Below are 5,398 nucleotides of genomic sequence, written 5' to 3' on the forward strand. Positions count from 1 at the left end.
CCCCCGTCCCGCCCGCCGTTGATCGTTTAGGAGTCGTCACATGCGTAGTGCCCTCCGGCCCCTCACCCGGCGTGGTCTGCTCACCGGCACCCTCGGCTCGGCCACGCTGCTCGCCACGGGTGGCGCGCTCGCCGGCTGCGGCACCCCCGGCGCCCAACAGACCGAGGCCGGCTGCGTCAGCGACGACCTGTCCGGTACGGAGAAGAAACTGGCTTTCTCCAACTGGCCGCAATACATGGACGTCGACGAGGACGACGAGTCGAAGCGCCCCTCGCTCGACAGTTTCGTCAAAGACAGCGGCATCGAGGTGACGTACACCGAAGATGTCAACGACAACAACGAGTTCTTCGGCAAGGTGCAGAACCAGCTCGCCGCCTGCCAGAGCACCGGGCGTGACGTCATCGTGCTCACCGACTGGATGGCGGCCCGGATGATCCGGCTCGGCTGGATCCAGCGACTCGACCAGGCGAACCTGCCGAACGTCGAGGCCAACCTGCTGCCGTCACTGCGTAACCGGCCCTTCGACGTGGACAACCACCTCGCCGTGCCGTGGCAGTCCGGGCTGGCCGGGCTCGCGTACAACGGTCGGGTCGCCAAGGAGATCCGCACCGTCGACGAACTGCTGACCCGCCCCGACCTCAAGGGCAAGGTCACCGCGCTGACCGAGATGCGCGACACCATGGGGATGCTGTTGATGGCCAACGGGCACAGCCCGGCAGACTTCACCAGCGCGCAGTTCGACGACGCGCTCAACAAGCTCAAGCAGGCCGTCGACTCCGGGCAGATCCGCCGGTTCACCGGCAACGACTACGCGCCCGACCTCGCCAAAGGCGACATCGCGGCCTGTATCGGCTGGTCCGGTGACATCATCCAGCTCGGCTTCGACGACGATCAGATCAAGTTCGTGGTGCCGGACTCCGGCGTGATGCTCTGGTCGGACAACATGTTGGTGCCGAACAAAGCGACCCACAAGGCCAACGCCGAAGCGCTCATCAACCACTACTACGACCCGGCCGTCGCCGCCCAACTCGCCGCGTACGTCAACTACATCTGCCCGGTGCAGGGTGCGCAGCAGGAGATGGAGAAGATCGACCCGGAGCTGGCGGCCAACCCGCTGATCTTCCCGGACGAGGCCATCCTCGCCAAGGCGCGGGTCTTCATGGCGCTGACCGAGGAGCAGGAGCGCGAGTACGAAACCAAGTTCCAGCAGGTTATCGGAGCGTGACGATGGCGCGGGACACCCCGGCCGGCGACCTGAGGCTGGCCCACCTCACCAAGACGTTCGGTGCCTTCACCGCCGTCGACGACCTGAGCCTGACCATCGCCCAGGGTTCGTTCTTCGCGCTGCTCGGCGCCTCCGGCTGCGGCAAGACCACCACCCTCCGGATGATCGCCGGCCTGGAGCAGCCGACAAGCGGTCAGGTGCTGCTCGGCGACCGGGACATCGCCCGGCTGCGCCCGTACAAACGGCCGGTCAACACGGTGTTCCAGAGCTACGCGCTCTTCCCGCACCTGGACATCTTCGAGAACGTGGCCTTCGGGTTGCGTCGCCGCGGCATCCGCAAGGTGGACGAGGAGGTCCGCCGAATGCTGTCGCTGGTGCAGCTCGACGGCTACGAGCGACGCCGCCCGGCCCAGCTCTCCGGCGGCCAGCAGCAGCGCGTCGCGCTGGCCCGTGCCCTGATCAACCACCCGCAGCTGCTGCTGCTCGACGAACCGCTCGGCGCGCTGGACCTCAAGCTGCGACGCCAGATGCAGATCGAGCTGAAGCGCATCCAGAGCGAGGTCGGCATCACCTTCCTGCACGTCACCCATGACCAGGAAGAGGCCATGTGGATGGCGGACACGGTGGCGGTCATGAACGCCGGCCGGATCGAGCAGCTCGGTGCCCCCACCGACATCTACGAGTACCCGGCCACCCCGTTCGTGGCCAACTTCCTCGGCCAGTCCAACCTGATCGAGGCCGAAGTGACCGGGCAGGACGGGGACGACCTGCTGCTCACCGGACACGGCAGCCGGTTCGCCACCCCCCGGGACCGGGCCCGCGCCCACGCCGGAGGAGTGTGGCTCGGCGTACGGCCGGAGAAGCTGCACCTGGTGACGGAGGTCGGCGCGGTGCCGGCCGGACGCAACGCGGTGAGCGGCGTACTCACCGACATCTGCTACGCCGGGGTGAGCACCGAGTTCCTGCTCCGCACCAGCTGGGGACAGGAGCTGTCGGTGTTCACCGCGAACAGCGACCCGGACGCCGGGCTGGTGCCGGGCACACAGGTCACCGCCCACTGGCATCCTCGGCACTCCTTCGTCCTGCCGCGCGGTGGGGAGAACGAGACGCCGTCGGGCGACCGCGAACCGGAGCGCATCGAGGCGGCGACATGAGCGCCCTGGCGCACCTCGGGTCGGCACACTCCGCACCCGGTGCGCCAGGTGGGCCCGCCACCGCCCGCCGACGGCACCGGTTCCTGCCGTACCTGCTGTTGCTGCCCGGCGCGGCCTGGCTGCTGCTCTTCTTCGCCCTGCCGCTGCTGCAACTCGCCGCCGCCAGCCTCTACGACCCGAACGGATCGCTCTCCACCGGGTACGCGCTGACCTGGGCCTTCGGTAACTATCCGGCGGCGTTGCAGGCGTACTGGCCGCAGTTCGGCAGGTCGTTCCTCTACGCCGGGCTCGCGCTGGTGCTGGCGCTGCTGATGGGCTACCCGCTGGCGTACGCGATCGCATGCAAGGCCGGCCGGTGGAAGAACCTGCTGCTGGTCTGCGTGGTGGCACCCATGTTCACCAGTTTCCTGGTGCGCACCCTGGCCTGGAAGACGATCCTGTCGGACAACGGCTGGCTGGTCGGGCTGCTGCGTGACGTGCACCTGCTCGGCCCGGACGGCCGGCTGCTGGCCACCCCGATCGCGGTGGTGCTCGGCCTGACGTACAACTTCCTGCCCTTCCTGGTGCTGCCGCTGTACGCGAGCCTGGAGCGGCTCGACCAGCGGCTGCTGGAGGCAGCCAGTGACCTGTACGCGAGCGCGTGGCAGACGTTCCGGCGGGTCACCCTGCCGCTGTCGATGCCCGGCCTGATCGCCGGCACCCTGCTCTTCTTCATCCCGGCGACCGGCGACTACATCAACGCCGAACTGCTGGGCACCCCGAAGGAATACATGATCGGCAACGTCATCGACTCGGCGTTCCTGGTCCGGCTGGACTACCCGCAGGGCGCGGCACTGTCGTTCCTGCTGATGTCGGCGATCCTCGCGGTGGTCTTCGTCTACCTGCGCCGCGCCGGTACGGAGGAAGTCCTATGAGCCGTATCTCCCGCTGGTTCGCCCAGCACTGGGTGATGGGGGTGGCGCTGCTGGTGCTCGGCTATCTCTTCCTGCCGATCGCCGTGGTCGCCGCGCTGTCGTTCAACCGGCCCTCGAACCGGCTCTCCTACGACTTCAACGAGTTCACCCTCGACAACTGGCGCAACCCCTGCGCCACCTCCGACATGTGCGACGCGGTGCTGCGCAGCGCGCAGATCGGCTTCATCGCCACGGTGGCCGCCACCGCGCTCGGCACCCTGATGGCGTTCGCGCTGGCCCGGCACCGCTTCCGGGGCCGCTCCGGGCTCAACGTGCTGATCTTCCTGCCGATGGCGACGCCGGAACTGGTGCTGGGCACCTCGCTGCTCGCCCTCTTCGTCGCCGGTGGGGTGCCGCTGGGCTTCTGGACCATCGTCATCGCGCACGTGATGTTCTGCGTGTCGTTCGTGGTGGTGACGGTCAAGGCACGGCTCTCCGGGATGGATCTGCGGCTGGAGGAGGCCGCGATGGACCTGTACGCCAGCGAGTGGCAGACGTTCCGGCGGATCACCCTGCCGCTGGTGCTGCCCGGTATCGTCGCCGCCGCCCTGCTGGCGTTCTCGCTCAGCTTCGACGACTTCATCATCACCAACTTCAACTCCGGCACCACAGTCACCTTCCCGATGTACGTCTGGGGTGCCGCCCAGCGGGGCATCCCGCCGCAGGTGAACGTGATCGGCACGGCCATGTTCGCGATCGCGCTGCTGCTGGTGCTGGCCACCACCCTGCGCGGTAGGCGGGCCCGCCGGGCGGCACTCGCCGCACCCGTGGTCGTCGGTCAGACAGGCGGCCGGTCATGACCGGTGGCCGGGCCGGCTCCGGGCCAGCCCGTCGCGACCTGGCCCGTGCCGACGCGCGGCAGGGCCGGCGCAACCTTTGGCTGCGTACCCTCGATCGCTTCGGAGTGGGGTTCGACTCATGATGCGTGTCCTGCTCGTCGGCGCCGGTGGCGTCGGTTCCGCCGCCGTCGCCATCGCGGCCCGGCGTACCTTCTTCGAGACCATGGTGGTCGCCGACTACGACGCGGCGCGCGCGGCGCGGGCGGTTGCCGGCCGGGACGCACGGTTCGTCGCCGTCCGGGTCGACGCCTCCTCGGCGGAGGCGGTGACCGCGCTCTGCCGCGAACACCGGATCACCCACGTGCTCAACGCGGTCGACCCACGGTTCGTCATGCCGATCTTCGAAGGGGCGTACGCGGCCGGCGCCGACTACCTGGACATGGCGATGTCGCTGTCCCGGCGGCACCCGTCGCGGCCGTACGCCGAGACCGGCGTGAAGCTCGGCGACGAGCAGTTCGCGGTGGCCGGGCAGTGGGAGGCCGCCGGCCGGCTGGCCCTCTGTGGCATCGGCGTCGAGCCGGGTCTGTCGGACATCTTCGCCCGGTACGCCGCCGACGAACTGTTCCGCGAGATCGACGAGATCGGGGTACGCGACGGCGCGAACCTGACCGTGGACGGCTACGACTTCGCCCCGTCGTTCTCCATCTGGACCACCATCGAGGAGTGCCTGAACCCGCCGGTGATCTGGGAGGCCGGGCGGGGCTGGTTCACCACCGAGCCGTTCAGCGAGCCGGAGGTGTTCGACTTTCCGGAAGGCATCGGGCCGGTCGAGTGCGTCAACGTGGAACACGAGGAGGTGTTGCTGATCCCGCGCTGGGTGTCGGCGAAGCGGGTCACCTTCAAGTACGGCCTCGGCGCGGAGTTCATCGAGGTGCTCCGGACGCTGCACAAGCTCGGCCTGGACTCGACCACACCGGTGCGGGTCGGCGACGTGTCGGTGTCCCCGCGCGACGTGGTAGCCGCCTGCCTGCCCGACCCGGCCACCCTCGGCGACCGGATGCGCGGCAAGACCTGCGCCGGCACGCTGGTGACCGGGGTGGGGACCGACGGTCGCCCGCGCAAGGTCTACCTCTACCACGTGGTCGACAACGAGTGGTCGATGCGCGAGTACGGCCACCAGGCGGTGGTCTGGCAGACCGCGGTGAACCCGGTCGTGGCCCTGGAACTGCTCGCCACCGGCGCCTGGTCAGCCACCGGCGTTCTCGGCCCCGAAGCCCTTCCCCCCAC

Annotated in this window: 5 protein-coding genes; all 5 read left to right on the plus strand. The window is 69.1% G+C overall.

All coding sequences use genetic code 11. The features are described from left to right. The first annotated feature begins 40 nt into the window (after nt 1-40). On the plus strand, nt 41-1,225 hold the full coding sequence (locus tag C1I93_RS27750; protein ID WP_111246225.1) for a polyamine ABC transporter substrate-binding protein: 1,185 nt from the start codon (nt 41-43) through the stop codon (nt 1,223-1,225). 2 nt (nt 1,226-1,227) lie between these two features. Then, nucleotides 1,228-2,379: an ABC transporter ATP-binding protein gene (locus C1I93_RS27755; protein WP_111246226.1), complete on the plus strand. Its 1,152-nt coding sequence runs from the start codon at nt 1,228-1,230 to the stop codon at nt 2,377-2,379. After that, complete coding sequence (locus C1I93_RS27760; RefSeq protein ID WP_111246227.1) at nt 2,376-3,293, plus strand: ABC transporter permease; 918 nt, start codon at nt 2,376-2,378, stop codon at nt 3,291-3,293. Before C1I93_RS27755 ends, C1I93_RS27760 begins: the two co-directional genes overlap by 4 nt. Continuing rightward, the gene (locus tag C1I93_RS27765; protein WP_111246228.1) at nt 3,290-4,132 is read left to right on the plus strand and encodes an ABC transporter permease; all 843 of its coding nucleotides are present in this window, start codon (nt 3,290-3,292) and stop codon (nt 4,130-4,132) included. Before C1I93_RS27760 ends, C1I93_RS27765 begins: the two co-directional genes overlap by 4 nt. A gap of 121 nt (nt 4,133-4,253) precedes the next feature. Continuing rightward, nucleotides 4,254-5,398: saccharopine dehydrogenase family protein (locus C1I93_RS27770; protein ID WP_111246229.1), on the plus strand; the 1,145-nt coding region annotated here is incomplete at its 3' end.

This window comes from Micromonospora endophytica (assembly GCF_003236305.1).
Taxonomy (GTDB): Bacteria; Actinomycetota; Actinomycetes; order Mycobacteriales; family Micromonosporaceae; genus Micromonospora; species Micromonospora endophytica.